The following is a 24,993-nucleotide window of genomic DNA, read 5'->3' as shown; positions in this document are numbered from 1 at the left end:
GCTCACTCCACCCGCGGTGCGGAAGCTGGGGGCACCAGCGCGGACACGGTCACGTCGACGCTGCGGACCTGGCATCCCGCGATGCGCGACAGCTCCGCGCCGACCCGCTCGCGCACCGAGGCGACGGTGTCGCGCACCGGAGCCGGGTAGTTCAGCGCCACGCTGAGCCGGACCCGCAAGGCGTCGTCCGGGCCGCTGACCTCGGCGTCCGACGCGTGCTTGCGACCGCTGCGCGCGCTGCCGGGATCGACGTCAGCGGCGTGCTGGGCGATCTTGCGCAGCACCGTGCGGTTGACGTGCAGTGTGCCGCGCTCCTCCGAGTCCTCGCCGGTCGCGGACTCCGCCGGCTCGGTCGCGGTGGCCGTCATTGGCGGTCCTTGGCGCGGCCGATCAGGTCGCTGACGTCGAGCTCGCCGTCGAGGATCCGGCCGACTACCAGCCCGACCACACCGATCAGCAGGGCGATCAAGAACCCGATGAAACCGCCGACGGCTGCGGCGGTTCCGAGGATCAGTCCGGAGATCAGTCCGGTCTGCGTCGCATTCATCTCCGATGCCTCCAGTGAAGAAACGGGCTGTTGCACGAACAGGTCATCGAACGCGTGGCGGACCGTGACGGCGCCGCCACCGGCATCGGACGCGGTGCACCAGGCCGCGGAGACCGCGAGGCCTGACCTCGACCACGATCGGCGCGTCGAACCGGGGACCGGTGGGTCGGCCGCGCAGCCGGGCGAGACCGGCCTTGAACGTCTCCGGGTCTCCGCCCACGTCCGGGTGGTGCGCCCGGACGAACGCGCGGATCTCGGCGCGCCTCGCCGGATCGTGCTGCACGTCCATCATTCTGCGCCTCCCGGCAAGAACCGCCGTTCATGCCGATTCCGGCGAGTCGTCGGCGGTTTCCACGTCGGAGACCTGGACGTCGACCCGGATGTCGCCGACCAGCTCCTCGGTCAGCGCGTCGCGCAGTTCGGCGACGGTCGTGCGGACCGGTTGGTCGAGCCGCAGCACCACGCCGATCTCCACGGTCTCGTCGTCCGGCCACCGCACGCCGACGACCCTGTAGCCGGGGAAGAGCGAGGTGATCTCCCCGAACGCGCCGCCGTGCAGCCGTACCACCGACGGGTGCGCCAGCACCCGGTCGGAGAGCTCACTGGCGGATGGCTGCTCCGGCAAGTCGGTCTCCTCTGCCGTGTGGAAGGGGCGGTGTCACTCCACGCGCGACTGCGTGGGCTGAGGCGTCTCCTCCTCGTCGTCGCTGGGGAGGTGGATGTCGTTGACGACGATGTTGACCTCGATGACGTCGAGGCCCGTCATCCGCTCCACTGCGGTGATCACGTTGCGCCGCACGGCGCGTGAGAGCTCCACGATGGACGCCCCGTACTCGACCACCAGGTCCAGGTCCACCGCGGCCTGCTTCTCGCCGACCTCGACCTGAACGCCCGCGGTGGAGGAAGTGCCGCTGCCGCCGGGAATCCGGTCGCGCAACGCGCCGAAAGCGCGCGAGACGCCGCCGCCCATCGCGTAGACGCCGGAGACCTCACGGGCCGCCATGCCGCCGATCTTCTGCACCACCGAGGCGGCGATGGTGGTCTTCCCCTGCGAGTCATCGTCGGAGTGGCGCGCGGGAGAACCGCCGGTGCGCGTGTCCGGGATGCGCCGCTCGCCGCTCTGAGTACCCGACTGGGTGGTCTGGCCGGTGGGCGCGTCGCTGTTCTGGGCCATGGAAATCCAGCTCCTTCCCGGTGCGCCGAAGAACTTCGGCGTGGTGTGGCGCGAGTTCTACCCGCACCTGGTCCGAGGGTGTCCCAGGTGCGACCGAAGCACCATTCGGTACTCCGGCGGACGAGACGCCGGTTTCGGCCACACCTGTCACTCCCGCATTCTTCCGCAACGCGTGAGCAGCGGCGAATCCGCGTGCAGCCCCGATTCCAGCCGCATGCGCCGGGACGCCTCCGCTCCGGCGCCGTTCGCGATCCGTCCGGCGTTTCCGCTGGTGAGATCGTCGACCAGTTCGACGCCGACGAGGCCACCGAACAGGTGAGGTCCGGCCTCGCAGCGCTCCTCCAGCGCGTCGAGGCCGGATCCGACGTTCACGCGCGCCCGCGGTCGGTGCGGTGATTCTGGGAAGGCGCCGTGGCCTTCCCGCCACGGGTGAGCAGGAGCACGTCGTGCCAGGACCTGGCCCGGCGGTGTCCGGTTATAGAGTCGGCCGCATGAATTCCGCCCGTCTGGTCGACCGACGTCCAGAGATCACCCCGGACGAGCTGGTCCAGGCGATGACGCCGCCGCCGCGCTTCGAGGCGGCCCGTTTCGAGACCTACATCCCGAACCCGGACGAGCCCAGCCAGGCTCAGGCCGTGCGGGACTGCTCGGCGTTCGCCGAGCGGATCAACGCCGGCGCGGGCAGCAGCGGGGGATGGTTCCGGGCGATGCTCGGCAAGAAGAAGCCCGAGGGCGAGAAGAAGCCCGAGGGCGAGAAGCGGGGGCTGTACCTCGACGGCGGCTTCGGTGTCGGCAAGACCCACCTGCTGGCCTCGCTGTGGCACGCCGCCGAGGGCACCAAGTCCTACGGGACCTTCGTCGAGATCACCAACCTCGTCGGTGCGCTCGGTTTCGTCGAGACCGTGCAGCGGCTCTCGCAGCACCGGCTGCTGGCCATCGACGAGTTCGAGCTGGACGACCCGGGCGACACGATGCTGGTCACCCAGTTGATCGCGAAGCTCACCGATGCCGGTGTGCACGTGGCGGCCACGTCCAACACGCTGCCGGACAAGCTGGGCGAGGGCCGGTTCGCGGCGGTGGACTTCTTGCGCGAGATCCACGCGATGTCCGCGCGGTTCGGCGTGGTCCGGGTCGACGGGCCCGACTACCGTCACCGCGGGCTGCCCGAGGCGCCGCCGCCGATGGCCGATGACGAGCTGTCGCGGCTCGCCGAGGCGACCGACGGTTCGACGCTGGACGACTTCGACGGGCTCTGCGGCTTCCTGGCCGGTCTGCACCCCTCGAAGTACGGCAGGCTCGTCGACGGCATCACGGCCGTGCACCTCTCCGGTGTCCACGCCGCTCCGGACCAGGACGTGGCGCTGCGGCTGGTGGCACTGGCCGACCGGCTCTACGACCGGGCCATCCCGGTCCGCGTGTCCGGTTGCGCGCTGTCGGAGCTGTTCACCGAGGAGATGCTGCAAGGCGGGTACCGCAAGAAGTACCTCCGCGCGATCAGCCGCCTCACAGCCCTCTCCCGCGACCTCACCAAGTCCTGAACCCACACCACCCAGTACGTCCGCACCACCTCGAGCTCGCGCCACCCCGCCTCGCGTCACCCGGGCTTCGCGCCGCACGGTGACAACGGCCGTTGGCATCGCGCAGTTTTAGTCCAAACCGAGCCATGTTCATGTCCGAAATGTCGGCTCAGTTTGGACTAAAACTGGGAACTGGTGAGGCGGTAGTCGTTGTCTTCAGGTGTGGGACTCAGCCCGCACCGCCGCGGGTTCTCACACGTCGTCTGGCGAGTACGCCGCGACGCCGTGCATTGGCATACATCAGGAGTGGCGCACGGAGTCCAGGCGGCGTGTGAGGTTCCGCCACCCGCACCGCCAAGCAAGGTGATACTGCAATGCCCCTAAAACTGGGACCTGGTGCGGTGAGGGTTACTGCTCGAGGGCTTCGGCGATGGCGTCGATGCCCGTGTCGAGCTCGTCGCGGGTGATCGTGAGCGGAGGGGCGATGCGCAGCGTCGTGTCCTGAGTTTCCTTGCACAGCACGCCCTTCGCGATCAGCGCCTCGCTGACCTGACGTCCCGTCGGCCCGCCGGGGGCGATCTCCACGCCCGCCCACAGGCCGCGGCCGCGCACCTGCGCCACGCCGTTGCCGACCAGCTGACCGAGCCGCTCGTGCAGGTGAGCGCCCAGGTCGCGGGAGCGCTCCTGGAACTCCCCGGTGCGCAGCAGGCGGATCACCGCACGGCCCACGGCGGCCGCGAGCGGGTTGCCGCCGAAGGTCGAGCCGTGCTGGCCGGGCTGCAGGACGCCGATGACGTCGTCGCGTCCCACCACCGCCGAGACCGGCAGGATGCCGCCGCCCAGCGCCTTGCCCAGGGTGTAGAGGTCGGCGCGGACGCCGTCGTGAGCGCTGGCCAGCAGCTCGCCGGTGCGCGCGAGACCGGACTGGATCTCGTCGGCGATCAGCAGCGCGCCGTGCTCGTCGCACGCCCTGCGCAGCCGGGGCAGGTAGTCGGCAGGCGGCACGACCACGCCTGCCTCGCCCTGGATGGGCTCGACGAGCACCGCCGCGGTCCGCTCGCTGATCGCGGCCTCGACCGCGGCCGCGTCGCCGTAGTCGGTGACGGTGAAGCCGGGCGTGTAGGGGCCGAACTCGGCGCGCGCCTCCGGGTCGGTGGAGAAGGACACGATGGTGGTGGTGCGGCCGTGGAAGTTGGAGCCGGCCACGATGATCTCGGCCTGGTTCTCCGCGACGCCCTTGACCTGGTAGGCCCACTTGCGGGCGATCTTGATCGCCGACTCCACGGCTTCGGCGCCGGAGTTCATCGGCAGCACCCGGTCGGTGCCGGTCAGCTCGGCCAGCTCCTGGCAGAACGGCCCGAGCTGGTCGTGGTGGAACGCGCGGCTGGTCAGCGTCAGCTTGCCCAGCTGCTCGGTCGCGGCGGAGATCAGGTCGGGGTGCCGGTGGCCGAAGTTCAGGGCCGAGTAGCCGGCCAGGAAGTCCAGGTAACGACGTCCGTCCACATCGGTCATCCAGGCGCCGTCGGCCTCGGCGATCACGACCGGGAGCGGGTGGTAGTTGTGCGCGCTGTAGCGCTCGTCGAGCGCCAGGAACTCCGCGGCGCGGGACTGGGTGTCGAGGTGGTGGACGGTAGCCATGAGCACAAGGCTATGTCGGCGGTCCGGTGGATTTCAGTCGCCGAGCCTTGCTTGTTGCGTCGCTTCGTTGCGTTAATCCGGGTGAATCCGGGGCTTCGTTGTGCGAACGGCGGCGTGCGGGTGTCACAGCATCCGCGAGTCGTAGCGGCCGCGCGCGTACTGGTCCAGCGCCCCGCGCAGGCGGCGCGATTCCTGGCGGCGCGAGATCCAGCCACCGGTCGCGCCGACCGGGTAGATGCGGGCTCCGCCGTGGTAGCGGCGCACCCGGAGCCACGGCGTGGAGCGCGGGACCGAGCCGTCGGCCATCCAGACCGCCAGCGACGTCGACTTGCCCCTGCCCACGACGCCGACGCGCGAGACCTGGTGCCACGGGATCTCGCGGGTGAGCCCGAACCGGTGGACGACGACGCCGTCGCCGTTGACCTTCAGGCGCAGGCTGGGCGCCAGCATCCGGCAGAACGACCACACGGCGCCGAACAGCAGCAGGAACGCTCCGAGCCGGAGGACCGCCACGGGATCGGGGTCGGACAGCGAATCCAACGGGTTTCTCCCGAACAGCGAGAAGCCCATCTCGCGAGCGCCGTAGGTCGCCGCCACCAGCAGCAACGCGAACGTGGCGACCCACATCGCCGCGGCCACGCGTCCGCGCGTGCGGAACTCCGGCCCCGGCCCGTCCCGGCGCACGCGGGGCGGGCGCTGCTCCTGGGATTGCGTCCGGCGTTTCTGCGCTGGTGAGGGAACGATCTTGTCCCGCATCGGCCCGGCCGGAGCGGGCGCCGGGGCAGGCGGTCCGGCCGGGGCCGCGACCGGTGGTGCCTGCGTGTAGGTCTGGGTGACCGGTTTCGGCGCCTGCGGGGGCGCGGCCACGGGTTGCGGCGGGGGAGTGTCGGAGACCTGGGCGGTGCGCTGCAGCTCCGTCGCGTGCTGGGCGATCACCGCCGTGATCGTCGGCGGCAGCCAGCCGCTGCCCTGCGGGCTTGTCTCGCCGATCCGGTCGAGCATCTGCGTCGGGGTCGGGCGGGCTGCCGGGTCCTTCTGCAGGCACTCGGCCAGCAGCGGGCGCAGTCCCTCCGGCGCCTCGTCCAGGTGGGGCTCGCCGTGCGCGACCTTGTACAGCAGCGACGCCGTGCTCTCCTCGCCGAACGGGCCGCACCCGGTGGCGGCGAACGCCAGCACCGCGCCGAGCGAGAACACGTCGCTGGGCGGTCCGACGTCCGTGCCCAGGGTCTGCTCCGGGGAGAAGAACCCGGGCGTGCCCAGGAAGATGCCGGTCGCGGTGAGAGCGTGGCCGCTCATCGCCCGGGAGATGCCGAAGTCGATGACGCGCGGGCCGTCCGGTCCGAGCAGGACGTTCGCCGGTTTGAGGTCGCGGTGCACCAGCCCGGCGTTGTGGATGGCCACCAGCGCCTCGGCCAGTCCCGCGCCCAGGCTGCGCACGGTTTCCTCCGGCAGCGCGCCGTGGTCGGCGACGGCTTGGTGCAGTGTCGGGCCGGGGACGTACTCGGTGGCCAGCCACGGCTGTTCGGCGTCGGGGTCGGCGTTGACGACCGCGGCGGTCCAGAAGCCGCCGACCGCGTGGGCGGCGTCGGCTTCGCGGCGGAACCGCTCGCGGAACTCCGGGTCCTCGGCGAGGTCGGCTCGGATCACCTTGACGGCGACCACGCGGCCTCCGCGCGAGCGGCCGAGGTAGACCCCGCCCATCGCGCCGCGGCCCAGGCGTGCGAGCAGCCGGTAGTCGCCCACCCTGGTCGGGTCGCTGGCCAGCAACGGCTGCACGGCGTCTTCGCCCCCTAGATCATCGAAACGTCGCTTGTGCGCTGTCCCGACCGAGAGCTTACGTACCCTCCGCATCCGTGTCCGGCGGATGCGGAGAAGCCCCTTCCGCGGGGTGCTCCGGTAATCGGTTACTTGGCTTCGTTCCGGACCTTTCACGATGAGTGAAGCTGTGGGTATGATCCGGCGCACCGTGACGTGGAGCACGATCATCGAGGATCGAGGGAGGCTCGCCGTGACAGCCAGCGGACAACGCCCCGCAGTGGCGCTGCGCGGCGTCGGCAAGCGGTTTCCCGGAGTGGTGGCCGTCGACGGCGTCACGCTGGAGATCGCACCCGGTGAAGTGCACGTCTTCGCAGGTGAGAACGGTGCCGGCAAGTCGACGTTGATGAAGATGATCGCCCAGATCGAGCAGCCGAGCAGCGGTCACATCGAACTGGACGGCGCGCCGGTCACCTTCCAGGGGCCCGGCTCGGCGAGGCGGCTCGGTGTGTCCATGGTGCACCAGGAGTTCGCGCTCGCCCCCGATCTGTCGGTGGCCGAGAACCTCTTCATCGGGCACGAACCCGGCCGGGGTGGCTGGATCTCCCGCGCCGCCGAGCGCCGCGCGGCCCACGGGCTGCTCGCCCGCGTCGGCTTGGAGGTTGACCCCGGGAGGCGGGTGTCGCTGCTGTCCACAGCGGAGCAGCAGCGCGTCGAACTCGCCAAAGCCCTGGCGGTGCAAGCGAAAGTGCTCATCCTCGACGAGCCGACCGCGAGCCTCACCGAGCGGGAGGCCGAGGAGCTGTTCGGCATCGTCCGCGAGCTCACCGCTCAAGGGATCGCGGTCCTCTACATCTCGCACCGGTTGGATGAGATCTTCGAGATCGGCGACCGGGTCACCGTGATGCGCGACGGGACCGTTGTGGACACCAGCCCGGCGGGTGGCCTGGACGAGGCGCAGCTGGTGCAGCTGATGGTCGGCCGCGACGTGTCGAACCTCTACCCGCGCACCCATCAGGCGCCCGGTGAGGTGCGGCTCAAGGTCGAGGGGATCTCGCGCGGCGAGAAGGTCCGCGACGTGTCCTTCGAGGTGCGCGCCGGGGAGATCGTCGGGCTGGCCGGTCTGGTCGGCGCGGGACGAACGGAGCTGGCGCGCGCGGTGTTCGGAGCCGAACCCGCCGAGCGCGGAACGGTCACGATGGACGGTCGCAAGCTGCGCATCCGCGGACCTGCTGACGCCATCGCCGCCGGGATCGGCTATCTCACCGAGAGCCGCAAGGCCGACGGACTGGCCCTGCAGCTCGGCGTGGACAAGAACATCACGATGGCCAAGCTGCCGATGCTCGGCTACGGGCTCATCGATCTGAAGGGCGAACGGCGCATCGCCGAGCGCCAGCGGGAATCGCTGCGGATCCGCGTTCCACGCGTGGGACGGCAGGCGCAGACGCTCTCCGGCGGCAACCAGCAGAAGGTGGTGCTGGGGCGCTGGCTGGAGACCGGGGCGGACGTGCTGTTCTTCGACGAGCCGGGCCGCGGGATGGACGTCGGCGCCAAGTCCGAGATGTTCGCGCAGATGGATTCCCTCGCCGAGCAAGGGAAAGCGGTCGTGCTGATCTCCAGCTACCTGCCGGAGCTGCTCAACATGTGCGACCGGATCCTGGTGATGCGCGGTGGCCGGATCACCGGCGAGGTGCAGCGCACCGAGTTCTCCGAAGAACGCGTGGTCGCACTCGCGACCGGAGCGAAGGGCAACCATGACTGAGCAGACCAAGGCACCGTCCGATGGGGACCGTGGGCTGCTGGGCGGGCTGAGCGATCGCCTCTCCGGCGCGGTCTCCCAGGTCGCCGCGGCCGGCGCGCTGATCCTCGTCTTCATCGTGCTGTCGATCGTCGCGCCGTCGTTCCTCACGGCGGACAACCTGTTCAACCTGGGGTCGCAGACCTCGGTGAACGCGGTGATGGCGGTGGGCGTGACGCTGGTGATCATCACCGGCGGCATCGACCTGTCGGTGGGGTCGGTGGCCGCTCTCTCCGGGGTGATCGGCGTCCTCCTGATGGCCGAGTACGGCTTCAACCCGCTGCTGGGCATCGTCGGCGGACTCGTCGTCGGAGCGCTGGCCGGGCTCGTCAACGGCCTGCTGGTGTCGGTGGTGGGACTGCCGCCGTTCATCGCGACTCTGGGCATGCTCAGCGTGGGACGCGGTCTGGTCCTGATCGCCACCGGCGCGGTCGCGGTGTTCGGCGCACCGGACTCGTTCCGGTTGCTGGGGCAGGGGGTCGTCGGGATCGTGCCGATCCCGGTGCTGCTGATCGTCCTGGTGGCGCTGCTCGGGTACGTGGTGCTCACCCGCACCCGGCTCGGCCGCTACGCGTACGTGATGGGTTCCAACATGGAAGCCGCGCGGCTGTCCGGTGTTCCGGTCAAGCGCTACATCACCTCGGTGTACGTGCTCTCCGGTGCGCTGGCCGGCCTGGGCGGCATGATCGCCGCCTCGCGGATCAACTCCGGCCAGCCGAACTTCGGCGAGGGGCTGGAGCTGGACGTGATCGCGGCGGTCGTCATCGGCGGCGCCAGCCTCTTCGGCGGCCGCGGTACCGTGCTCGGTTCGCTGATCGGGGCCTTCCTGGTCGCGGTGATCCGCAACGGCGCGGTGCAGCTCAACATCGGCACCTTCTACCAGAACGTGCTGATCGGCGTGATCATCTGGTTGGCCGTCTGGTGGGACTACTACCAGCGCCGGAAGCTCGGCGGCGACGCCGGGTAGCGACATTCGCGATGAGCAAGGGAGCTCGGCGATGAAGAAGGTTCTGACCGCAACCTGCGTGCTGCTGACGCTCGCGGCCACCGGCTGCAGCGTCGGCGTGCGCGAGCAGACCGGCGGCGGGCAGCAGGACGGCGGCCCGATCAAGATCGCAGTGGTGCCCAAGGCGATCGGCTTCGACTTCTGGGAGAAGGTCCGCGTCGGCGCCCAGTGCGCGGGCGACAAGCAGCAGGACGTCGACCTGCAGTGGGACGGGGTGAGCTCGGAGAGCGACGTCAGCGGCCAGCAGAGCCTGCTGCAGGACATGCTCGCCCAGGGCAACGTGAAGGGTCTCGTCTACGCGGCCACCGACGCCAAGGCGCTGTCGGAGATCACCAAGACCGCGCAGGGGCAGGGCACCACGGTGGTCAACATGGACTCGGGCACCACGCCGCAGCCTCCGGACGTGCCGGTGTTCGCCACCAACAACGTCGCCGCGGCCGAGCAGGGCACCGACGAGCTGGCCAAGCAGCTGGGCGGCAAGGGCAAGGTCGCCTTCATCGAGTTCCAGGCGGGCACCAGCACGAACGAGACCCGCGGTCAGGGCTTCAAGAACGGGCTGGCCAAGCACCCCGGTCTGCAGCTGGTCGCCCAGCAGTCCAGCGACAGCGACTACAACAAGGCCCTGCAGGTCACCCAGGACATCCTGACCGCCAACCCGGACCTCAACGGCATCTACGCGGCCAACGAGCCGAGCGTGCTGGGCGCCGCCGAGGCCGTCCGCCAGTCGGGCAAGGGCGGGCAGGTCAAGATCATCGGGTGGGACACCTCCGAGGGGCAGATCCAGTCGCTCCGCGACGGCGTGATCACGGGTCTCATCGCCCAGAACCCGTTCAAGATGGGCTACGCGGCGGTCAACACGGCCGTCGCCAAGATCCGCGGCACCGGGGACCAGTCGGCGAACACCGACACCGGAGCCACGCTGATCACCAAGGAGAACCTGGAAACCCCCGAGGTCCAGAAGATCCTGAACCCCTCCTGCGAGAACCCGCCGCAGTGACCCACGGCTGACGCGGCGGTCGACTCACGACGAGAACCCCGGTGTTCGTGCGCGATCACCGGGGTTCTCCCGTGCGCGCAGGAATCGCTGGCGGGAGCACCACCGGGCAGTTCTGGCCCGAACCGTCCATGATCGATGTCGCTTTTGCCCGGTCAATTCGGACCAGAACTGCCCGCTGCTGAGACGGGGAACTCCCCGGCCCGGCGGGGCTCGGGGTGGATGCGGAGCGCGAGAATCGCGACGTCATCGACCACCGGGTGCGTGAGCTGCTCCGGGAGTGGGCCCGCGGGCGTGACGTCCGGTCATCGGGGCGGTCCCCATCGGGTGGTTTGGATCCCGGTTACTACCCGCACGCGGTAGCAAGCGCTCCCACCTGCGATGTTCCCCCGACTGTGCTGTCGTGACCGGATGGCGTCGTTGTGAATCGGGTTCGCGACGCCGACGTGCACGACCACGGCAACCGGGGGGCGGCGTGATCGGCAGGGAACCGGCTTCTTCGCATCCGCTGCGCCGGCGCGCGGGGGCAGCGGTGGCTGCCGTCCTCGCACTTCTGCTCGCCGCCTGCGCGCCGTCGGCCGTCGCCACGCTGCACGGCACGCCCGTCGAACCGCCCACGGGTGCTCCCGCAGAGGCCGTGGCGGCCGCCGACCAGCAGGCCACCGACCAGGACAACCCGCTGGGCATCGCGGTGCTCGACCGCGCCACCGGTGAGTTCGCGGTCGGCGAGCACGGGCAGCAGCCGATGTACTCCGCGTCCTTATCCAAGGTCGTCGTGGCCGTCGAACTGCTCGAACGCCACCGGGTCACGCCGCAGGACCGGTTCGATCTGCGGCGCGCGCTGGGTCCCAGCGACGACGAGGCCATGAACGCGCTGTGGGAGCGCTACGGCGGGCCGTCGCTGATCACCTCGGCGGCTGCCCGAATGCACCTGCAGCACACCCGGGCCCCGGGCGATCAGGGGCGCTGGGGCGACACGGTCACCACCGCCCGCGACATGGCCGCCGTCTTCCAGCACCTGCTCAGCCAGATGCCGTCCGACGATCGCGATTTCGTGCTCGACGCGCTGCACGCGGCTCCGGGTCAGGCCGCGGACGGGGTCAACCAGAAGTTCGGGCTGATGGCGCTGAACGCGCACGCGGTGAAGAACGGCTGGATGTGCTGCCAGCAGGGCAAGGTCTGGGTGCACAGCGCCGGCGTCGTCGATCCCGACCGCCACCGCTACGTCGTCGCCCTGCTCAGCTCCCAGCCGAGCGATGTCGGCTACGGCAAGGCCGTAGCCGACATCACCGAGGTGTCCGGTACCGCGCTCAGTCGTCTGCCGTGACCGGCTTCGGCTGCGCGGACAGCCCGACGGCCAGCAGCAACGCCATCAGCACGCCCAGCAGCAGGACGGTCAGCGAGACGCCGACCGCGGGTGCCAGGAGCGACGTGGCCAGCAGCAGCACCGAACCGGCCGCAGCGATGAGCGCCTGAATCCTGCCCGACTCGGAGTACCGGGACTGCAGCAGCACGACCAGCAGCAGGTACACCGCCAGCGGCACGGCCACCGTGAGCGCGGCCGCGACGTCGCCGATGTGCGCCTTGTGCGCGTCGGCGTCGATGGCGACCTCCAGCCCGGCACCGACCGCCGCGACCGAGGCGAAGACGAAGATGTGGCTGTACCCCCAGGTCAACGTGCCGCGCAGGGTGTCGCTGAGGTGCTTGACGGGGGAGTGCTCGAAGTAGATCCACCACATCGCGAAGATCATCAGCAGGCCGCCGACGCCGATCTCCAGCAGTCCCGGCGACCAGCCGCCGTCGGCGACGTTCTCCTGCATCGCCGCGGTCACCGCCAGCACGACCTCGCCCAGCACGATGATCGTGAACAGGCTGTAGCGCTCGGCGATGTGATGCGGGTGCCAGGCGGTCTGCAGCTTCCGCTCGGCGAAGGCGGGGACCGCCAGCTCGGCCGCGGCGAGCAGCACGAAGCCGATCTCGCCGTACGGGTGCGGAAGAAGCAGGCGCAGCAGCCAGCCGACCTGGACCACCGCGATGCCACCGGCGTAGCGCAGTGCGCAGGTCCGGCCCTCCGGGTGCTCGGCCGCGGCGCGCAACCACTGCGCGATCATCGCGACCCGCATCACCACGTAGCCGAAGGTGACGACCCTGAAGTCGTAGTCGTGGAACGTCGCCGGTACCCCGGCGGCCAGCACCAGCACGCCGCCCATCTGCAGCAGCGTCAGCAACCGGTAGGGCATGTCGTCGGTGTCGTAGGCGGAGGCGAACCAGGTGAAGTTCATCCACGCCCACCAGATGGCGAAGAAGACCATCACGAAGCCGGCAACGGTGGGGAGGTAGTGCCCTTCGGCGAGTCCGTGGTGCAGCTGCACCGCGGCTTGGCCGACGGCGGCCACGAAGCACAGGTCGAACAGGAGCTCGAGTGGTGTCGCTGCGCGGTGCTCTTCCCCGGGATCGCGAGAGCGCATCCGGCGACGCAGCGGCGTTTGCTTGCTCATGGAGGCGGATTATCGCAGTCCGCCACGCTGCCCTTCGTTGATGCTGGTGGGAGTGTTGCCCGAACGAAATGATCATCAAGCGTGCATGTCCGGAGCGCATGCACCCGGACACGGACAGTGGGGTAGCCTCGACACCGCACAGGGGGTCAGGGTCGGACAGTCGGGGGACGACCGGGAGCCGGGTCCGCAACGGGCCCGGCTCCTTGCGCTCCGGGCCGCGTCGCGGGTGCTGCGTCGGCCTGCGATGTGCGGTCGCGCACTGTTCATCGGTCACGTTCGGCGGTCTTTGGCATGATCCGAGCCGGACAACGTCGCGTAGCGGCAATGCGGCCGGGAGCGGAAGGAACTGTGGTGACCAAGATCGAACGCCTGGGAGTCGTCGGTGGCGGGCAGATGGGCGGGGGCATCGCCGAGGTCGGCGCCCGCGCGGGCCTGGACGTGATCGTCCGCGAGGTCGACGACGACGCCGCCCGGGCCGCTCGCTCTCGGCTCTGGAAGTCGCTGAACCGCGCGGTGCAGAAGGGCAAGCTGACCGAGTCGGAGCGCGACGCCATTCAGGAGCGCCTGCACTTCACCACCACGCTCGCCGACCTCGACGACCGTGACATGGTGATCGAAGCGATCGCCGAGGACGAGGGCCTCAAGCTCGGGCTGTTCGAGGAGCTCGACGAGCTGCTCACCAACCCGGAGGCGATCCTGGCCTCCAACACCTCGTCCATCCCGATCGCCAAGCTCGCGGGCGCGACCAAGCGCCCCGACAAGGTCATCGGAGTGCACTTCTTCAACCCGGTTCCGGTGCTGAACCTGGTCGAGCTGGTTCCGTCGCTGCTCACCAGCGAGGAGACAGTCGAGCGCGCCCGCAGCTTCGCCTCCGATCAGCTGGGCAAGGAGACCATCCGCGCCGAGGACCGGTCCGGGTTCATCGTCAACGCGCTGCTGGTGCCCTACCTGCTCTCGGCGATCCGGATGTTCGAGGCCGGGCACGCCAGCGCCGAGGACATCGACAACGGCATGGTGCAGGGTTGCGCCCACCCGATGGGCCCGCTGCGGCTGTCGGACATGGTCGGCCTGGACACGCTCAAGGCCATCGCCGACTCGATGTACCAGGAGTTCGCCGAGCCCACCTACGCTGCTCCGCCGCTGCTCAAGCGCATGGTCGACGCCGGCATCAAGGGCAAGAAGACCGGTCAGGGCTTCTACGACTACGAGTAGGTCATTCGTGGTGGTTTCGTGCGGTGGGGAAGTTTTCATGAAAACTTCCCCACCGCACGAAACAGCACCTACCCCTCGTCGCCGATGGTGCTCCGCAGTGCCTCGACGGCGTGGTCCCGGTGCTCGGCGAGCAGGTGGATCAGGTCGTCGGCGCGGCGGTCCTCGGCCGCGCTGATGATGGCCTCGTGCTCGCGGCGGACGCGGGCCCGGTTGGTTCCCGAGTTGTAGTAGACGGCGCGGTAGGCGTCGGTCGCGTCCCAGAGCGTGCGCACCACGCGCAGCAGGCGCGGCATCCCGGCCGGTTCGAGCAGCGCGAAGTGGAAGCGGCGGTTGGCCGCGATCATCGCCACCAGGTCGCCCTCGTCCGCGGCCGCCTCCACGTCCTGGCCCGCATCGGCGATGCGGGCCAGATCGGCGTCGGTGAGGCGTTCGGAGGCCACCCGCGCCGCCTCCGCCTCCAGCAGCTCCCGCATCCGGTAGACCTCCAGCAGGTCCGCCAGCGACAGCTCGGCCACCGAGTAGCCCCGGTGCGGCTGGTAGATGACCTGGCCCTCGGCCTCGAGCGTCTTCAGCGCTTCGCGCAGCGGCACGCGGCTGACGCCCATCCCGGCTGCGATGGTGTCCTGGCGGATCGGCTGGCCGGGTGAGAGTTCTCCCGCGACGATGGATTTGCGCAGCTCATCGAGCACGTACTCCTGCGTGGTGGGCGGTCTGCGCACAGGTGGTCTCCAACGTCGGGTGCGGACACGCGGGCGTTCGCAACGGCTTGACCGCGCTTCGAACAACTGTATATTGGATCCAAATTTCCCGTCGCGCAAGCAACCTGCTGCGCGCGCCGTTGGAAAGGGTGGGTCATGGAAGCGCTGCCGCTGGACGGTGTCGTCGTCGCGGACTTCAGCCGGGTGCTGGCCGGTCCGTACGCCACGATGCTGCTCGCCGACCTGGGAGCGACCGTGATCAAAGTCGAGCGGCCCGGTTCCGGCGACGACACGCGCTCGTGGGGCCCGCCCTGGACCGAGAGCAGCTCCGCCTACTTCGAGTCGGTCAACCGCGGCAAGCGCAGCATCGCCCTCGACCTGTCGGATCCGGAGGATCGCGAGGCGGCGCGTGAGCTGGTGCGCCGTGCCGACGTGCTGGTGGAGAACTTCAAGGCGGGATCGCTGGCGCAGTACGGCCTCGACTTCGAGTCCGCCCATGAGATCAACCCGGGGCTGATCTACACCTCCATCTCCGGGTTCGGTTCGAAGGAGGGCGCCGAGCTGCCGGGGTACGACTTCGTCGTGCAGGCGCTCGGCGGCCTGATGAGCATCACCGGAGAGCCCGAGCGGCCACCGGTGAAGGTCGGCGTCGCCGTGGTCGACGTGCTCACCGGCAAGGACGCCGCGCTGGGCATCATGGCCGCGCTGCGCCACCGCGAGACGACCGGTCAGGGCCAGCACGTCGAGGTCAACCTGATGTCGAGCCTGCTGGGTTCGCTGGCCAACCAGATGTCGAGCCTGCTGACCACCGGAAGCGCTCCGCAGCGGATGGGCAACCAGCACCCGAGCATCGCCCCCTACGAGACGCTGCGCTGCGAGGACGCGTTCCTGGCCGTCGCGATCGGCAACGACGCCCAGTTCCGCACGCTGTGCGAGGCGCTGGGCCTGATGTCGATGGCCGACGACCCGGACTTCGCCACCAACGCCCAGCGGGTCGCGCACCGCGAGGACATGGTGAGCCGGTTGGAAGGCGTGCTCGGCGCGCGTCCGGCCGCCGACTGGCAGCAGCGGCTGCAGGGAGTCGGGGTCGCGTGCGGGCAGGTCAACGACCTGGCGCGGGCCGTCGACCACGCGGAATCGCTCGGGCTGAGGCCGCTGATTGACCCGGGTGGAGGCGCTGCGAAGCAGGTGCGGATGCCCATCGACTTCTCCGGGCACGGCAGCGCGGCGGTGACCGCGCCACCGCTGCTCGGCGAGCACGACAAGGAGGTCCTGGCGTGGTTGCAGGACCCCGAGCAGCAGCTGTTCCCGATCTCGGCCAGGAGGAACTCGCAATGAGCAACGGTGGGAACCGCCCGAAGTTCGACCCGCACGACCCGCTCGGGATCGACGCCGAGTTCTCCGCGGAACAGCTGGCGATCCGCGACAGCGTGCGCGCTCTGTGCCGCGACCACGTGCAGCCGCACGTCGCGGAGTGGTACGAGAACGGTGAGCTCCCGCAGGCCCGTGAGCTGGCGCGGGAGTTGGGCAAGCTCGGGGTGCTGGGCATGCACCTGGAGGGCTACGGCTGCGCCGGTCTGTCCGCTGTGGACTACGGAATTGCCTGCGAGGAGCTGGAAGCGTGTGATTCCGGCCTTCGTTCGCTGGTGTCGGTGCAGGGCTCGCTGGCCATGTTCGCGATCTGGCGGTGGGGTTCGGAGGAGCACAAGCAGCGGTGGCTGCCGCAGATGGCGGCCGGCGAGGCGATCGGGTGCTTCGGCCTGACCGAGCCCGACCACGGTTCGGATCCCTCGTCGATGCGCACGGTGGCCCGGCGGGACGGTTCCGACTGGGTGCTCAACGGCCGCAAGATGTGGATCACCAACGGCAGCATCGCCTCGGTCGCGGTGGTGTGGGCGCAGACCGACGAGGGCGTGCGCGGTTTCGTGGTTCCGACCGACACGCCCGGGTTCTCGGCTCCCGAGATCAAGCGCAAGCTCTCGCTGCGCGCGTCGGTGACCGCGGAGCTGGTGCTCGACGACGTCCGGTTGCCGGCTGACGCGGTGCTGCCCGAGGTCACCGGGCTGCGCGGGCCGCTGTCCTGCCTGAACGAAGCGCGTTTCGGCATCGTGTGGGGTTCGGTCGGCGCCGGGCGCAGCTGCCTGGAGGCCGCGCTGGAGTACTCGACGAGCCGCGAGCAGTTCGGACGCCCTATCGCCGGCTTCCAGCTCACCCAGTCCAAGCTCGCCGACATGGCGGTGCGGGTGCAGAACGGGCGGCTGCTCGCGCTGCACCTGGGCAAGCGCAAGGACGCCGGTCGGCTGAGCCCGCAGCAGGTCAGCTTCGGCAAGCTGGACAACGTGCGCGGCGCGCTGGAGGTGGCCCGCACCGCCCGGACGATCATGGGCGCCAACGGGATCTCGCTGGAGTACCCGGTGATCCGGCACATGACGAACCTGGAGTCGGTGCTGACCTACGAGGGCACCAGCGAGATGCACGCGTTGACCATCGGTCAGGCGCTGACCGGGATCCCCGCCTTCAGGGGATGACGGGTTCGTCACCTTAGCCTTGCTAAGGATCGTTCGGGGTCGGAAGCTGGCAGGACCTGGGATGAAGGGGTCTTGATGTCAGCCTTGGCCGTCCAGCAGCGCGGCGTCGGGATAGCGCGAGTTCTCTCGTCGGTGGCTGCGGTGGTGACCGTCGGCGTGTTCCCGGTGTTCCTGGTCGGCGGGCTCGGCGTGCAGCTGCAGGAGGACCTGCGCTTCGGTGCGGCCCTGCTGGGCGTCGGTGCGGCCGGATTCTTCGGCGTGGCGTCGGTGTCCTCCCGCGGCATGGGTTGGCTGGTCGAACGCATCGGTGCGCGGCTCGGCATGCGCATCGGTGTCCTCGGCAGCTCGCTGTGCCTGTTCGGGCTCGCGGCCGCGCCGAACGCGGTCTGGCTGATGGGGCTGCTGTGGCTCGCCGGGCTGCCCAACTCGTTGGCGCAGCCGGCCTCGAACCTGCTGATCGCGCAAGGCGTTCCGGCTCATCGCCGAGGCATGGGCTTCGGGGTCAAGCAGTCCTCGATCCCGCTGGCCACGCTCCTGGCCGGCGTGGCGGTGCCGGGCATCGCGCTCACCATCGGCTGGCGCTGGGTGTTCCTGATCGGCGGAGCGATCGGCCTCGTCGCGGCGGCGACGGTCCCGAAGCTCCCGCAGGCCGAGCGCTCCGAAGCCGCCCGCCCGGGTTCACGCGGTGCCGACGGGAACTTCACGGCGCTGCTGCTGATCGCGATCGCGGGCGGTCTCGGCTCGGCCGCGGCCAACGCGCTGGGTGCCTTCGTCACGACCACCGCGGTCGAGGTCGGCTTCAGCCCCTGGGCTGCGGGGCTGGTTCTCTCGCTCGGGTCGGCGGTCGGTCTGACGATCCGCCTGCTGGCCGGGGTGGTCGCCGACCGCAAGAACCCGAACCTGATCCGGGTCATCACGGTCATGCTGCTGATCGGCTCGCTCGGCTTCGCCCTCATGGCGGTGGATTCCCCGGCCGCGTTCCTCATCGGTGTGGCGATCGGTTTCGGTGCCGGGTGGGCGTGGCCGGGGTTGCTGAACTTCGCCGTGGCGAAGATCGCGCCGGACCGCGTGGCCAGCGCGACGTCGTTCACCCAGACCGGCATCTACTTCGGCGGCAGCCTCGGCCCGCTGCTGTTCGGGCTGCTGGCCGAGACCGCCGGTCTCGCTGGCGCGTGGCTCGCGGCAGGTCTCTGCGCCATCACCGCTGCGGTGCTGCTCGTCTTCGTCCGGCGGTGACCGGTTCGATCACTTCCGGGCGAGACCGCCGCGCAGCAGGCGCAACGACGCCGCGCTCGGTGTGCCGGGGTCCGGACGCCACTCGGCCAGGTAGGTCGTGCCCGGGGGAACCCGCGTGAAGTCGCCGAAGAAGGACTCGATGCGCTCGGCATCGCGTAGGTGCAGCGGGTCGGAGGTCTCGGCGTAGAGGTCGGCGAGCGTGCGCGCCGCGACCGGGTCGTGGTGGTCGGTCACGTGCGAGATCAGCAGGTGGCTGCCCGGCGCGAGCCGGTCCCGGTACTCCGCCACCAGGTCCGCCGGCCCGTCCGAGTCCGGGATGAAGTGCAGCACCGACGACATCAGCAGGCCGACCGGTTCATCCATCCTCAGCATGTTGCGGACCTCGGAGGACTCCAGCACGGCCTGCGGATCGCGGATGTCGGCGTTGGTGATGCCGGCGTTGAGGTTGGCGGCGAGCAGGGGTTTGCTGTGTGCGACCGTCAGCGGTTCGTTGTCCACGTAGACCACTCGGAAGTGTCGGGTGCGTCGGCGCGCCACCTCGTGGACGTGGCCGATGGTCGGGATGCCCGAGCCGAGGTCGAGGAACTGCCGGACCCCGCGGGCGAGCAGGTATTCGACCGCGCGTCGCAGGAAGGCGCGGCTTTCCACGTAGGTCCCGGCGATGCCGGGCAGCGCGGTCTCGATGCGCTCCACGATCGCGCGTTCGACTCCGAAGTTGTGACAACCCCCGAGGAACGCGTCGTACATCCGGGCGGCGGCGGGACGACTGATGTCCATCTCCCGGACGGCGGTGTCGCGCGTGTCGACCATGCCCCCTCCTTCCTGCTCTACTTGAAAATCGTACAGTAATCGACTGGTCACCCACGGTGTTCGATCCGATCGGGGAAGCAGATCATCGAGCTCTTGTGATGGCCGAGCGCGCATATGACGATGTGGCGGGACGTCCACAGAGAATCCAGACGATGCGGTCCGCAGGAGGCAGTTGTGTCCGACGTGCAGGCGGTGGTTTCGGCAGGCAAGGGGAAGCCGGTCGAGGTCGTGACGATCAAGGTCCCGGACCCGGGCCCTGGGGAGGCGGTCGTACGGGTCCAGGCCTGCGGGGTTTGCCACACCGACCTGCACTACCGCGAGGGCGGGATCAGCGACGACTACCCGTTCCTGCTGGGCCACGAGGCGGCCGGTGTCGTCGAGCAGGTGGGCGAGGGCGTCACCGACGTCGAGCCCGGTGACTTCGTGGTGCTCAACTGGCGTGCGGTGTGCGGGGTCTGCCGGGCCTGCAAGCGCGGCCGCCCGCAGTACTGCTTCGACACCCACAACGCCGCCCAGCCGATGACGCTCGCGGACGGCACTCCGCTGTCCCCGGCGCTGGGAATCGGTGCGTTCGCGGAGAAGACGCTCGTCCACGCCGGGCAGTGCACGAAGGTGGACCCGTCCGCGCGAGCGGCGGTGGCCGGGCTGCTCGGCTGCGGCGTGATGGCGGGCATCGGTGCCGCGGTCAACACCGGTCAGGCCGGTCCCGGCGACACCGTGGCGGTCATCGGCTGCGGTGGTGTGGGCGACGGCGCGGTGGCCGGTGCGGCGATGGCCGGGGCGCGTCGCATCATCGCCGTGGACACCGACCCGACGAAGCTGAGCTGGGCCGAGGGCTTCGGCGCCACCCACACGGTCAACGCCGCCGAGCAGGACAGCGTCGAGGCGATCCGCGAGCTGACCGGTGGTTTCGGCGCGGACGTGGTGATCGACGCCGTCGGCCGGGTCGAGACCTTCAAGCAGGCCTTCTACGCGCGCGACCTCGCCGGGACCGTGGTGCTGGTCGGTGTTCCGACGCCGGAGATGACGGTGGACCTGCCGCTGCTGGACGTCTTCGGGCGTGGTGGCGCCATCAAGTCGTCCTGGTACGGCGACTGCCTGCCGGAGCGCGACTTCCCGATGCTCATCGAGCTCTACCAGCAGGGCAGGTTGCCCCTGGAGAAGTTCGTGACCGAGGAGATCGCGCTGAACCAGGTGGAGCAGGCGTTCGAGAAGATGCACCGCGGAGAGGTCCTGCGTTCCGTCGTGACCTTCTGAGCAGTCCTCGCCCTGCGGCGCGGGTGGCGGATCCTCGCACGCCCGCACCCGGAACGACGGCTGCCGCCGTCAACCGACCCCCAGCGGTCGAAACCCCTCATCCCGAACACGATCTTGGTGGTGAACATGACCCTGCGCATCGATCACGCGGTCACGTCCGGAACTTTCTCGCTCGACGGCCAGACGTTCGAGGTGGACAACAACGTCTGGGTCGTCGGTGACGACTCGGAGTGCGTGGTGCTCGACGCGCCGCACGACGTGGACGCGATCCAGAAGCTGATCGGCGGCCGGAAGGTGCGGGCCTTGCTGTGCACGCACGCCCACGACGACCACGTCCGCTGGGCGCCGGACCTGGCCGACGCCGTCGGCGCCCCGATCCACCTGCACCCGGACGACATGGTGCTGTGGAACATGACCCACCCCGACCGCGAGCCGGACGAGCAGCTGTCGGATGGCGAGGTGTTCGAGATCGCCGGCGGCGAGCTGCGCGTGCTCCACACGCCGGGTCACGCGCCCGGGGCGGTGTGCTTCCACCTGCCCAGCGAGAACGTCGTGTTCACCGGCGACACCTTGTTCTCCGGCGGGCCGGGGGCGACCGGGCGGTCCTACTCGGACTTCGGCGTCATCACCGATTCGATCCGCGACCGGCTGCTGCCGCTGCCGCCGGAGACCGAAGTCCGTCCCGGGCACGGCGATTCGACGACGATCGGCGAGGTCCGCTCGCAGTTCGACGAGTGGGTGGCCAGGGGCCAGTGATCAGTCGTGGGTGAGGCGCGGAACGTTCCGCGCTCCCACCTTCGACGGATGAGAAGAGGCCGAACGGCGGGCAGGATCTTGGGGCCCGTCGTCCGGCGAGCCGGTGTGGGCGGGAACGGCGTGCTGCGGATGCTGGAACCCCCGACTCCGGTGTCCGCGGCACGCATTGCCGGCGGGGCCGTGCGCGGCTCCGTGAGCCCGCTGCAGACAGGCAGGTGCGATGGATCAGGTCGTCGGCAGGCTGGTGTTCTCCCGTCCCAGATCGGGGCTCTGGCAGTGGGCGCTGACCCATCGCGTGATGCTCGGCGACATCGGGTTCGTCCTCGCCGCTTCGGTGCTCTACGTCTTCGACGCCGCGCTGGCCGACCATCCACCGTCGGTTCCCTGGTGGTTGCCGATGGCCATCGGCGGTCCGGCCGGGCTGCTGCTGCCGCTGCGCCGGCGCGCGCCGTGGACGGTGCTGTTCGTGCTGGTCGCGACCGCGGCCGGGTTGAGCGTCTTCCAGCTGAGCATCGGAGCGCTGAACCTGGTCATACAGGTGGCGCTGTACTCGGTGTGCGTGCGCAGCACACCGCCGATGATGGTGGTCGCCGCGGCTCTGGCGATGTTCTACCCGGTGGCCGACGCGCTCGGTTACGAGATGGGCCTGCTGATGGGCGGTCTGCGGGTCATCGGCGCGGTGGTGAACCTGGTGATCGTCGTGGGTCTCGCCTACGCGGTGCAGATCGGCCGCAGGCGCGCTGATCAGCTCGAACGCACGCTGGCGCTGCTGGACGAAGCGCGGGATCAGCTGGCGGCGGACGCCGCGTCGATCGAACGGGGCCGGATCGCGCGGGAATTCCACGACATCGTGTCCCACAACCTGTCCGTGGTGGCGTTGCGCGCCGGTGTGGCGCGCGCGGTGATCGATCGCGATCCCGACCACGCCAGGCAGACCCTGCAGGAGTTGGAGAGCAGTTCGAAGGGCGCGCTGGGGGAGATGCGCGACATGCTCACCGCGCTGCGCGACCGCGACGTCACCGGCAAGGAGACGATCGACTGGCACCCCACGCCGACCCTGGACGGGTTGGACGACCTGGTCGACTCGGTCCGCGGCGGGCAGGTGACCTGGAAGCTGGACCGGCGCGGTTCGGTCCGCTCGCTCGGGCAGGGCGTGGAGATGACGGCCTACCGCATCGTTCAGGAAGCGATGACCAACGTGCTCAAGCACGCCGGTGCGGGTCGTGCGCGGGTGCTGGTGGAGTACGCGCCGGCCACGCTGCGGATCGAGGTGACCAACGAGCTCAGCGCGTTGGACGACCAGAAGCAGCGACCTGCCTCCCAACAGTCGGGTCACGGGTTGATCGGCCTGCGGGAACGCGTTGCGCTGCTGGGCGGAACTTTGACAGCACATCCGGTCATGAACGGATTTCGCCTTGAGGCCGTGTTACCGTGCCCGGAAAATTCGGACCTGGCCTGAGCCGGAATGTCAGGCCGCAGGGACCTAGGAGGCTCGGTGGGAACTGCGGAGACGACCGTCCTGGTTGCCGATGACCAAGCGATGATCCGCGCGGGACTGGTCGCGCTGCTGTCCAACGAGCCCGGCCTGCGCGTTCTGGCCGAAGCTTCGGACGGTGACTCGGCGGTGGCCGCGGTGCGCCGGAGGCGCCCGGACGTGGTCCTGCTGGACGTGCGGATGCCGGGCAAGGACGGCATCGCCGCAGCGCAGGAGATCCTCGCGGAGACCGGCGGTGGCACGTCGGTCATCATGCTGACGGTGCACGACCTGGACGAGTACGTCTACGGCGCGCTTCGCGCGGGTGCCAGCGGTTTCCTGCTCAAGGACGCCAGCCCGGAGGAACTGGTCAAGGCCGTGCACACCGTCGCCGCCGGGGAGGCGCTGCTGGCGCCCCGGGTGACCAAGCGGCTGCTCCAGCGCTTCGCCGCGCTCGGCGTGCGCGACGCCCGCAGCGAGCTGTCCGTGCTCACCGAGCGCGAGGTCGACGTGCTGCTGGAGGTCGCGCGCGGCGGATCCAACGCCGAGATCGCCCGCAATCTCGGTCTCGCCGAGCTGACCGTGAAATCGCACCTGTACCACGTGATGCAGAAGCTCCAGATCTCCTCGCGCACGCAGCTGGTGATCCTCGCCTACGAGACGGGCCTGGTCTGCCCCGGGCAGGACAACGCGCGCCCGCCTCGCCAGGTCTCGGCCTGAAGCCCCTGCTGAACCGATTCTCCGACGCCATGTCTAATGGAGGAATGCACGGCTCGGAACAGGACGAACTGAAGGTCGGTCTCGTGGGCTACGGCTCGGGTGGGGCCATCTTCCACGCCCCGCTGATCGCCGCGCAGCCGCGGTTGCGGCTCGACGCGGTGGTCACCTCCAACCCGGAGCGGCAGGCGCAGGTGCGCGCCGACCTGCCGGGCAGCGAACCGGTGGCCGACCTGGACGCGCTGTTCGCCCGCGAACCCGACCTGGTGGTCATCACGACGCCGAACCGCACGCACGTCGAGCTGGCGAAAGCCGCGCTGGACGCGGGTGTGCCGGTGGTGGTGGACAAGCCGTTCACGCCGACCGCCCAGGAGGGCCGCGAGCTCGTCGAGCACGCGCGCGACAGGGGACTGCTGCTCACGGTCTTCCAGAACCGGCGCTGGGACAGCGACATCCGCACGGTGCGCAAGGTGCTCGCCGGCGGCGAGCTCGGCCGGGTACACCGCTTCGAGTCCCGCTTCGACCGCTGGTCGCCGGAGCCGAAGCCGACCTGGCGCGACTCCGGCGGAGCCGAGGACGTGGCCGGACTGCTCTACGACCTGGGCAGCCACCTCATCGACCAGGCGCTGCAGTTGTTCGGCCCGGTCGCCTCCGTCTACGCCGAGATCGACCGCCGTCGGCCGGGGGTGCGCGCCGACGACGACTCCTTCGTCTCGCTGACGCACGCCAACGGCGTCCGCTCCCACCTGTGGATGAGCAAGCTCGCGGCAGCGCCCGGACCGCGCCTGCGCGTGCTCGGTGACCAGGGCACGTTCACCAAGGACGGCACCGACCCGCAGGAAGCCGACCTCCGCGCGGGCAAGCGTCCCGTCGACGACACGTGGGGTCGCGAGAGCGAGGACATCTGGGGCGAACTGGGCGACGGCGAGAGCACGCGCACGATCCCCAGCGAACCGGGTGCCTACCAAGCGTTCTACGACGGTGTCGTCGAAGCGATCGCCGCTCGCGGCCCGGCCCCGGTGGACCCGGCCGACGCGGTGGCCGGCCTGGAGATCATCGCCGCGGCTCAGCGCTCCTCGGAGAACCAGACCGTCGAACGCCTCCTCTGACTCCCACGACGCACAACAGCGCCCCTCGCCGAGCGGCGGAGGGGCGCTGTTGGCGTTGGCGGCTCAGAGGTCGTAGCGCCCGGACTTGACGCCGTCCAGGAACGCCGACCACTGGGCGGGGTTGGCCGTCAGATGCCCCGCGCGCGGGTTCTTGCTTTCACGGATGCCGATGGCACCAGGCGTTCTCGCGACCTCGACGCACTGGCCCGCGTGAGCGCTGCGAGAGCTTCTTTTCCACGTCATGTCGGACAGATCGCTCATCTCGCGCC

Annotated in this window: 26 protein-coding genes; 14 read left to right on the top strand and 12 right to left on the bottom strand. The window is 70.0% G+C overall.

What is annotated here, in order from left to right; translation table 11 throughout:
- Nucleotides 1-2 precede the first annotated feature (2 nt).
- From FHU35_RS20250 to FHU35_RS20225, 6 genes are all read right to left on the bottom strand, one after another.
- Nucleotides 3-368, bottom strand: coding sequence for an Asp23/Gls24 family envelope stress response protein (locus tag FHU35_RS20250; RefSeq protein WP_145742083.1), 366 nt, complete (start codon nucleotides 366-368; stop codon nucleotides 3-5).
- Nucleotides 365-547, bottom strand: coding sequence for a hypothetical protein (locus tag FHU35_RS20245; protein ID WP_145742081.1), 183 nt, complete (start codon nucleotides 545-547; stop codon nucleotides 365-367). The genes FHU35_RS20250 and FHU35_RS20245 overlap by 4 nt, the downstream gene beginning before the upstream one ends.
- Before the next feature lie 43 nt (nucleotides 548-590).
- The gene (locus FHU35_RS20240; protein WP_145742079.1) at nucleotides 591-839 is read right to left on the bottom strand and encodes a hypothetical protein; all 249 of its coding nucleotides are present in this window, start codon (nucleotides 837-839) and stop codon (nucleotides 591-593) included.
- A gap of 27 nt (nucleotides 840-866) precedes the next feature.
- On the bottom strand, nucleotides 867-1,172 hold the full coding sequence (locus FHU35_RS20235) for a hypothetical protein (RefSeq protein WP_145742077.1): 306 nt from the start codon (nucleotides 1,170-1,172) through the stop codon (nucleotides 867-869).
- 33 nt (nucleotides 1,173-1,205) lie between these two features.
- Entirely contained in the window at nucleotides 1,206-1,721 is a 516-nt protein-coding gene (locus tag FHU35_RS20230) for an Asp23/Gls24 family envelope stress response protein (RefSeq protein ID WP_145742075.1), read from the bottom strand.
- 147 nt (nucleotides 1,722-1,868) lie between these two features.
- On the bottom strand, nucleotides 1,869-2,093 hold the full coding sequence (locus FHU35_RS20225; protein WP_145742073.1) for a dihydrofolate reductase family protein: 225 nt from the start codon (nucleotides 2,091-2,093) through the stop codon (nucleotides 1,869-1,871).
- A gap of 119 nt (nucleotides 2,094-2,212) precedes the next feature.
- On the opposite strand from FHU35_RS20225, the gene zapE reads away from it, so the two are divergent.
- Nucleotides 2,213-3,259: a cell division protein ZapE gene (gene zapE, locus FHU35_RS20220; RefSeq protein ID WP_145742071.1), complete on the top strand. Its 1,047-nt coding sequence runs from the start codon at nucleotides 2,213-2,215 to the stop codon at nucleotides 3,257-3,259.
- A 387-nt stretch (nucleotides 3,260-3,646) separates the two neighbouring features.
- On the opposite strand, the gene rocD is transcribed toward zapE, so the two are convergent.
- Nucleotides 3,647-4,876: an ornithine--oxo-acid transaminase gene (gene rocD, locus FHU35_RS20215; protein ID WP_145742069.1), complete on the bottom strand. Its 1,230-nt coding sequence runs from the start codon at nucleotides 4,874-4,876 to the stop codon at nucleotides 3,647-3,649.
- A gap of 123 nt (nucleotides 4,877-4,999) precedes the next feature.
- Entirely contained in the window at nucleotides 5,000-6,652 is a 1,653-nt protein-coding gene (locus FHU35_RS20210) for a serine/threonine-protein kinase (RefSeq protein ID WP_145742067.1), read from the bottom strand.
- 232 nt (nucleotides 6,653-6,884) lie between these two features.
- Between FHU35_RS20210 and FHU35_RS20205 the strand changes: the two genes are divergently transcribed.
- From FHU35_RS20205 to FHU35_RS20190, 4 genes are all read left to right on the top strand, one after another.
- Nucleotides 6,885-8,393, top strand: coding sequence for a sugar ABC transporter ATP-binding protein (locus FHU35_RS20205; protein WP_246110437.1), 1,509 nt, complete (start codon nucleotides 6,885-6,887; stop codon nucleotides 8,391-8,393).
- Entirely contained in the window at nucleotides 8,386-9,396 is a 1,011-nt protein-coding gene (locus FHU35_RS20200) for an ABC transporter permease (protein ID WP_145742063.1), read from the top strand. Before FHU35_RS20205 ends, FHU35_RS20200 begins: the two co-directional genes overlap by 8 nt.
- A 31-nt stretch (nucleotides 9,397-9,427) precedes the next feature.
- On the top strand, nucleotides 9,428-10,432 hold the full coding sequence (locus FHU35_RS20195; protein ID WP_145742061.1) for a substrate-binding domain-containing protein: 1,005 nt from the start codon (nucleotides 9,428-9,430) through the stop codon (nucleotides 10,430-10,432).
- Between the two features lie 529 nt (nucleotides 10,433-10,961).
- Nucleotides 10,962-11,756: a serine hydrolase gene (locus tag FHU35_RS20190; protein ID WP_145742059.1), complete on the top strand. Its 795-nt coding sequence runs from the start codon at nucleotides 10,962-10,964 to the stop codon at nucleotides 11,754-11,756.
- Here FHU35_RS20190 and FHU35_RS20185 read toward each other — a convergent pair.
- Nucleotides 11,740-12,927, bottom strand: a complete 1,188-nt coding sequence (locus FHU35_RS20185) for a low temperature requirement protein A (RefSeq protein ID WP_145742057.1) — start codon at nucleotides 12,925-12,927, stop codon at nucleotides 11,740-11,742. The genes FHU35_RS20190 and FHU35_RS20185 overlap by 17 nt on opposite strands.
- Nucleotides 12,928-13,278: 351 nt before the next feature.
- On the opposite strand from FHU35_RS20185, the gene FHU35_RS20180 reads away from it, so the two are divergent.
- A complete protein-coding gene (locus FHU35_RS20180) occupies nucleotides 13,279-14,139 on the top strand; it encodes a 3-hydroxybutyryl-CoA dehydrogenase (protein WP_145742055.1) in 861 nt (286 codons plus the stop codon).
- 68 nt (nucleotides 14,140-14,207) lie between these two features.
- On the opposite strand, the gene FHU35_RS20175 is transcribed toward FHU35_RS20180, so the two are convergent.
- A complete protein-coding gene (locus tag FHU35_RS20175) occupies nucleotides 14,208-14,858 on the bottom strand; it encodes a GntR family transcriptional regulator (protein ID WP_145742053.1) in 651 nt (216 codons plus the stop codon).
- Between the two features lie 135 nt (nucleotides 14,859-14,993).
- On the opposite strand from FHU35_RS20175, the gene FHU35_RS20170 reads away from it, so the two are divergent.
- From FHU35_RS20170 to FHU35_RS20160, 3 genes are all read left to right on the top strand, one after another.
- Nucleotides 14,994-16,175 carry a CaiB/BaiF CoA transferase family protein gene (locus FHU35_RS20170; RefSeq protein WP_145742051.1) on the top strand — a complete coding sequence of 394 codons (1,182 nt, stop codon included), beginning with the start codon at nucleotides 14,994-14,996 and terminating at the stop codon, nucleotides 16,173-16,175.
- Nucleotides 16,172-17,365 (top strand): acyl-CoA dehydrogenase family protein, encoded by a 1,194-nt coding sequence (locus FHU35_RS20165; protein ID WP_145742049.1) that lies wholly within the window; start codon nucleotides 16,172-16,174, stop codon nucleotides 17,363-17,365. Before FHU35_RS20170 ends, FHU35_RS20165 begins: the two co-directional genes overlap by 4 nt.
- A 75-nt stretch (nucleotides 17,366-17,440) precedes the next feature.
- The gene (locus FHU35_RS20160) at nucleotides 17,441-18,601 is read left to right on the top strand and encodes an MFS transporter (RefSeq protein WP_145742047.1); all 1,161 of its coding nucleotides are present in this window, start codon (nucleotides 17,441-17,443) and stop codon (nucleotides 18,599-18,601) included.
- Nucleotides 18,602-18,610: 9 nt separating this feature from the next.
- Here the strand turns inward: FHU35_RS20160 and FHU35_RS20155 are convergent, their stop codons facing one another.
- A complete protein-coding gene (locus FHU35_RS20155; RefSeq protein ID WP_145742045.1) occupies nucleotides 18,611-19,411 on the bottom strand; it encodes an SAM-dependent methyltransferase in 801 nt (266 codons plus the stop codon).
- A gap of 174 nt (nucleotides 19,412-19,585) precedes the next feature.
- Here FHU35_RS20155 and FHU35_RS20150 point away from each other — a divergent pair, with 174 nt between their 5' ends.
- The 5 genes from FHU35_RS20150 (at nucleotide 19,586) to FHU35_RS20130 (ending at nucleotide 24,724) form a co-directional block, all read left to right on the top strand.
- Entirely contained in the window at nucleotides 19,586-20,668 is a 1,083-nt protein-coding gene (locus FHU35_RS20150) for an S-(hydroxymethyl)mycothiol dehydrogenase (RefSeq protein WP_425474160.1), read from the top strand.
- Nucleotides 20,669-20,794: 126 nt separating this feature from the next.
- Nucleotides 20,795-21,424: an MBL fold metallo-hydrolase gene (locus FHU35_RS20145; RefSeq protein WP_145742043.1), complete on the top strand. Its 630-nt coding sequence runs from the start codon at nucleotides 20,795-20,797 to the stop codon at nucleotides 21,422-21,424.
- 220 nt (nucleotides 21,425-21,644) lie between these two features.
- Nucleotides 21,645-22,883 carry a sensor histidine kinase gene (locus FHU35_RS20140; protein ID WP_145742040.1) on the top strand — a complete coding sequence of 413 codons (1,239 nt, stop codon included), beginning with the start codon at nucleotides 21,645-21,647 and terminating at the stop codon, nucleotides 22,881-22,883.
- 36 nt (nucleotides 22,884-22,919) lie between these two features.
- On the top strand, nucleotides 22,920-23,618 hold the full coding sequence (locus tag FHU35_RS20135) for a response regulator (protein ID WP_145742038.1): 699 nt from the start codon (nucleotides 22,920-22,922) through the stop codon (nucleotides 23,616-23,618).
- 44 nt (nucleotides 23,619-23,662) lie between these two features.
- Nucleotides 23,663-24,724, top strand: coding sequence for a Gfo/Idh/MocA family protein (locus tag FHU35_RS20130; RefSeq protein WP_145742036.1), 1,062 nt, complete (start codon nucleotides 23,663-23,665; stop codon nucleotides 24,722-24,724).
- 63 nt (nucleotides 24,725-24,787) lie between these two features.
- On the opposite strand, the gene FHU35_RS20125 is transcribed toward FHU35_RS20130, so the two are convergent.
- Complete coding sequence (locus FHU35_RS20125; RefSeq protein WP_145742034.1) at nucleotides 24,788-24,985, bottom strand: DUF397 domain-containing protein; 198 nt, start codon at nucleotides 24,983-24,985, stop codon at nucleotides 24,788-24,790.
- Nucleotides 24,986-24,993: the final 8 nt, after the last annotated feature.

The organism is Saccharopolyspora dendranthemae (genome assembly GCF_007829955.1).
GTDB classification, from domain to species: Bacteria; Actinomycetota; Actinomycetes; order Mycobacteriales; family Pseudonocardiaceae; genus Saccharopolyspora; species Saccharopolyspora dendranthemae.
Note: the sequence above shows the minus strand (reverse complement) of the source record. Positions and strands in the feature narration are given on the sequence as shown.

What these genes read in the sequence shown, in the direction of transcription:
- FHU35_RS20245 (WP_145742081.1), bottom strand. Translation starts at nt 547, where the DNA reads ATGAATGCGACGCAGACCGGACTGATCTCCGGACTGATCCTCGGAACC.
- FHU35_RS20250 (WP_145742083.1), bottom strand. Translation starts at nt 368, where the DNA reads ATGACGGCCACCGCGACCGAGCCGGCGGAGTCCGCGACCGGCGAGGAC.
- FHU35_RS20195 (WP_145742061.1), top strand. Translation starts at nt 9,428, where the DNA reads ATGAAGAAGGTTCTGACCGCAACCTGCGTGCTGCTGACGCTCGCGGCC.
- FHU35_RS20240 (WP_145742079.1), bottom strand. Translation starts at nt 839, where the DNA reads ATGATGGACGTGCAGCACGATCCGGCGAGGCGCGCCGAGATCCGCGCG.
- rocD (WP_145742069.1), bottom strand. Translation starts at nt 4,876, where the DNA reads ATGGCTACCGTCCACCACCTCGACACCCAGTCCCGCGCCGCGGAGTTC.
- FHU35_RS20200 (WP_145742063.1), top strand. Translation starts at nt 8,386, where the DNA reads ATGACTGAGCAGACCAAGGCACCGTCCGATGGGGACCGTGGGCTGCTG.
- FHU35_RS20160 (WP_145742047.1), top strand. Translation starts at nt 17,441, where the DNA reads ATGTCAGCCTTGGCCGTCCAGCAGCGCGGCGTCGGGATAGCGCGAGTT.
- FHU35_RS20155 (WP_145742045.1), bottom strand. Translation starts at nt 19,411, where the DNA reads ATGGTCGACACGCGCGACACCGCCGTCCGGGAGATGGACATCAGTCGT.
- FHU35_RS20140 (WP_145742040.1), top strand. Translation starts at nt 21,645, where the DNA reads ATGGATCAGGTCGTCGGCAGGCTGGTGTTCTCCCGTCCCAGATCGGGG.
- FHU35_RS20170 (WP_145742051.1), top strand. Translation starts at nt 14,994, where the DNA reads ATGGAAGCGCTGCCGCTGGACGGTGTCGTCGTCGCGGACTTCAGCCGG.
- FHU35_RS20130 (WP_145742036.1), top strand. Translation starts at nt 23,663, where the DNA reads ATGCACGGCTCGGAACAGGACGAACTGAAGGTCGGTCTCGTGGGCTAC.
- FHU35_RS20185 (WP_145742057.1), bottom strand. Translation starts at nt 12,927, where the DNA reads ATGAGCAAGCAAACGCCGCTGCGTCGCCGGATGCGCTCTCGCGATCCC.
- FHU35_RS20145 (WP_145742043.1), top strand. Translation starts at nt 20,795, where the DNA reads ATGACCCTGCGCATCGATCACGCGGTCACGTCCGGAACTTTCTCGCTC.
- FHU35_RS20230 (WP_145742075.1), bottom strand. Translation starts at nt 1,721, where the DNA reads ATGGCCCAGAACAGCGACGCGCCCACCGGCCAGACCACCCAGTCGGGT.
- FHU35_RS20165 (WP_145742049.1), top strand. Translation starts at nt 16,172, where the DNA reads ATGAGCAACGGTGGGAACCGCCCGAAGTTCGACCCGCACGACCCGCTC.
- FHU35_RS20125 (WP_145742034.1), bottom strand. Translation starts at nt 24,985, where the DNA reads ATGAGCGATCTGTCCGACATGACGTGGAAAAGAAGCTCTCGCAGCGCT.
- zapE (WP_145742071.1), top strand. Translation starts at nt 2,213, where the DNA reads ATGAATTCCGCCCGTCTGGTCGACCGACGTCCAGAGATCACCCCGGAC.